General features: G+C 52.5%; 4 protein-coding genes and 1 pseudogene. 4 read left to right on the forward strand and 1 reads right to left on the reverse strand.

The features are described from left to right. The 4 genes and pseudogenes from ACLL9E_RS10665 to ACLL9E_RS10680 form a co-directional block, all read left to right on the forward strand. Positions 1-196: pseudogene (locus ACLL9E_RS10665) on the forward strand (dihydrolipoyl dehydrogenase); the annotation flags it as partial. An 89-nt stretch (positions 197-285) separates the two neighbouring features. Then, positions 286-957: a phosphatase PAP2 family protein gene (locus tag ACLL9E_RS10670; RefSeq protein ID WP_411291718.1), complete on the forward strand. Its 672-nt coding sequence runs from the start codon at positions 286-288 to the stop codon at positions 955-957. Positions 958-1039: 82 nt separating this feature from the next. Further along, a complete protein-coding gene (locus ACLL9E_RS10675; RefSeq protein WP_411291719.1) occupies positions 1040-2344 on the forward strand; it encodes an amidohydrolase family protein in 1305 nt (434 codons plus the stop codon). 113 nt (positions 2345-2457) lie between these two features. Continuing rightward, positions 2458-2802, forward strand: a complete 345-nt coding sequence (locus ACLL9E_RS10680) for a hypothetical protein (protein ID WP_411291720.1) — start codon at positions 2458-2460, stop codon at positions 2800-2802. A 99-nt stretch (positions 2803-2901) separates the two neighbouring features. Here the strand turns inward: ACLL9E_RS10680 and ACLL9E_RS10685 are convergent, their stop codons facing one another. After that, positions 2902-3537 carry a PEP-CTERM sorting domain-containing protein gene (locus tag ACLL9E_RS10685; protein WP_411291721.1) on the reverse strand — a complete coding sequence of 212 codons (636 nt, stop codon included), beginning with the start codon at positions 3535-3537 and terminating at the stop codon, positions 2902-2904. Positions 3538-3930 lie beyond the last annotated feature (393 nt).

Here is a 3930-nt window from a genome sequence, read left to right on the forward strand (position 1 = left end):
CGCGAAGACGGGCGAATTGCTGGGCGCGCACATGGTAGGCGCTGAGGTCACCGAGTTGATCCAAGGCTATACCATTGGCAAGACCGCCGAGCTGGTCGAGGCCGACTTCATGCATACGGTATTTCCGCACCCTACGCTCAGCGAAATGATGCATGAAAGTGTGCTCGGCGCTTATGGCAAAATGCTGCACATGTGACATCTAGCGGTTTTTCCAAACCGCTATCATTCCTAATTCAAATCATCGGGTATGAAACAAGTTCAGGAGGATCGCGTTTAGCGAAAAGCATGCGCGATAATAAATCCAAGACAAATCTGCCACTTCGCCTTGCGTTCGCCGCTGTGCTGCTGTTCACGCTCGTGGTCGCGCTTGGACTGGCCGTGACTGCGGGCTATTTCCGCGAATTCGACCTTGGTGTGTCCAATGCGCTCAATATGCAGCGCGGTGACGGTTCAAATTGGCTTATTCTGACAATGCAGGCGATTAGCTGGATCGGCGGTGGTATTCAGCGGTACATCATTGTCGGCATTCTCTCGATCGTATTGTGGCGTTGGTGGGGACTTGGGTCGGCGTTGGCCATGGGGCTCACAACCTTGGCATCGGCCTTTGCTTCCGAAGTGTTGAAGATATTCTTCGCCCGGATCCGCCCCGATCTGGTGCAGCATTTGGACATTACCCACAACGCGTCTTACCCAAGTGGCCATGCGAACAATGCAGCAGTTCTGTACATTCTGTTCATCATGCTCGTGCCACAGGCGCGACATCCAGGTTGGCAACTCTTTGCCGCGTTCATGATCCTTGTCACGGGACTTTCACGCATCCTGCTTGGTGTGCATTGGCCAACCGATGTCATCGGCGGGTGGATGTTGGGCGCGTCTTTTGCGCTTATGGCAGGCGCTGTCATTTCCTATCGTGAACACCAACAACAAGGCTCATTTCCGTCAGTTCTCGCACCGTAATTTTGCCGCTGCTACTTTTTGCTGTCCTACAGGCCGCTATTTTGTCATCTTGTCGGCAATTGAAATAGAATAGGAACGAAGCATGCGGGTAACGGGGAATTTAGGACGGAATTTACGAGTTGCAGCATTGGCCAGCGCAGCATTGTTTGCCGGCAGTGCGCATGCCCAAAGTACGGTCATAACGGCCGACAAGATGGTGGACGTCCTGACCGGCAAGATGATCGATAATCCTGCTATTTTTGTAGGCGCAGACGGGCGTATAACCAGCATAGCCGATGCGCGGACAGTGAAGTGGGGCAGCGATGTTACGCACATCAATTTGTCGGGCAAAACGTTATTGCCCGGTCTGATCGACATGCATGTTCATTTGGACGGGCCAGCCGACATTGGCGGCTATCGCGGCCTTGAGTTTACTGACAGCTTTTGGGGCATGACAGCGGTGAAGGCCGCGCAGGATATGCTCAGGGCAGGCTTTACCACGGTTCGGAACGTGGGTTCAACCAACCGCAATGACATCGGCCTTAAGCAAGCCATCGAAAATGGTTATGCTACGGGGCCACGAATAGTTCCGGCGGGCTATGCCCTGGGTGCGACAGGTGGACATTGCGACTCAACGTTCCTTCCACCAAGTCTTGAGAAAACGGACAAGGAAGAGGGGATCGCCGATAGCGAGGACGAACTGCGTTATCAGGTACGCCGCCAGCGGAAATATGGCGCTGAAGTCATCAAGGTATGCGCCACCGGCGGGGTATTTTCGCGCAATACAGAACCCGGCCAGCAGCAGCTTTCAGAGCGAGAGTTGCGCGTGATCGCCGATGAAGCGCACCAATGGGGCTTACGCGTGGCCGCACATGCCCATGGCGGCGATGGCATCAAGGCAGCTATCAAAGCTGGCATCGACACGATCGAGCATGCGAGCCTCGTTGATGATGAAGGGATCAAACTTGCCGTGGCACGCGCCCGTCCAGTGTGGTTCTCCATGGATATTTATAACACCGATTACACGCAGGCCGAAGGTGCGAAAAACGGCGTCCTTGAGGATAACTTGCGCAAAGACCGCGAAGTTGCGCAGATCCAGCGCGACAATTTCCGCAAAGCCCACGATGCCGGCGTGAAGATGGTGTTTGGCTCAGATGCGGGCGTTATGCCGCACGGATTGGTCGGCGGCCAGTTCAAGGTGATGGTACAATATGGCATGACCCCGATTGAAGCGATTCAAGCCGCGACCCGAAATGCCGCGCAAGCGTTAGGAAGGGAAAAGGATGTCGGTGCCATTGCCGTTGGCCGCTTTGCCGACATCATCGCGGTTGATGGCGATCCTCTTGCCGATGTACGCGAGCTTGAGTCCGTCGACGCGGTCATCAAGGGTGGCAAGGCTGTAAACTAATTCACACTGCAGCAATCCAACACGGCGCATTGATTGCGTCGTGGCGGTGGTGTAAACTCGCTGCATCGCCGGTCGTAGAACCGGGACGGGATTAACTTTTGAGGGTATGAAACATGATTACTGTCATCGCAACCGCATTGCTCAGCTTAGCCAGCATGAAGGGCGACGCCATGGATACGGCGCGCAAGGCGTTTAACAACTGCTTGATAGAAACGCACAACACCGCTGTCAGCGAAAAAGCGAGCCCGAGCGACTTTATAAAAACGTCCGATGCGGCATGCCCAACTCAGCGTGCGGCCTATAAGGAAATATTGGTTAAATCCGAACGTTCCTATGGTTCAAGCCAAGCCGATGCGGAAAAATTCGCAGCGGAAGAAATCCAGATGATCGTGGATTCTATTGTTTCGACTTTTAACGAAAATGTCGAAAATGGCGCAAAGTTAACGCCGGAGAAATAGGGATAACGTAACACCAGCGGCTGAATAGCCCCCTATGGCAGGAATGAAAAAGGGCACCAAAATCACTTGGCGCCCCTTTACAAATCGACACTCAGGTTGTTATGCGAAGCGTACGCGCAATGTTGTATTACGCTTACGGCGCATCGTGAAGCCGATTCCTGCCATGCCCATCAGCATCAGCATCCAAGTGGTCGGTTCCGGAACTGCCACAGTGAATTTATCGGTCTCAAATGCGTTTCCGCTCGATGTAAACCGAAGGCGGAGAACGTTGCTTCGATCTGCATCTGTAAACGTCAGTTTAACAAGGCGGTTAGTGGCGGGACTTGATTGATCACCATTGGCCGCTGCTATGACGCTCGTGCCGGTGAAGGAACCGAGTATTGCGTCACCGGCACCCAACACATCCAACGTGTTATATGCGTCGATCGAACCCCATATAAAGGATATAAAGTCAATGTCGCCAAATGCCGCTAGGTTGAGGTAGCCGGGTGTACCGGGGCCTGGACCAACCGACGCATATTTACCGGTTCCGCCAAAAGGCCGTGCACCATTGCCGTCATTTTCATTTTTAATCGTGCCGCCTGTGAATTCGGGTGTAGGCACCTCAAAATCGAATGTAGGCGTCGGACCATCATATACCGGTTTGCCGGGTTCACTGGTCAGCGTAACTGCGGCTGAAGCCGCTGAAGGCAGCGCTAGCGACAGCGCGGCGGACAGTAGAAGAATTTTTTTCATAAATACCCCATTAAAGTTGAGTTGCAGCATGCCACCCGTTTCGGTGTTCGCATTTCACGAATCCATTACCGAACAATTACTCAACTATAACACGATTGGGGCAGCCGTAAACGAAATATTAATGTTTAAGCATTGCTCCGAAGGCACGCGCGCGCGCTGTACCAACGTGGGACATTTCATAAAAATACAATATAATCAATGAGTTATATACACAAACCTTTGCATGATATCCAATTTTCTCCTTTTATTTGAATGCGCTAGCTTCCGTGGTCTATTCCGGCTCGAAAAGGCGCACATGGTTAACAAACCGCTTGAGAAATCTCTTTTTTGAAAAATGCTAGACCGCTATTTTTCGCGATATGGGGCGCTCAATGAGCCAAGCTATTTAAGAAC

It is taken from the genome of Sphingorhabdus sp. (assembly GCF_046596595.1).
Lineage (GTDB): Bacteria > Pseudomonadota > Alphaproteobacteria > Sphingomonadales > Sphingomonadaceae > Sphingorhabdus_B.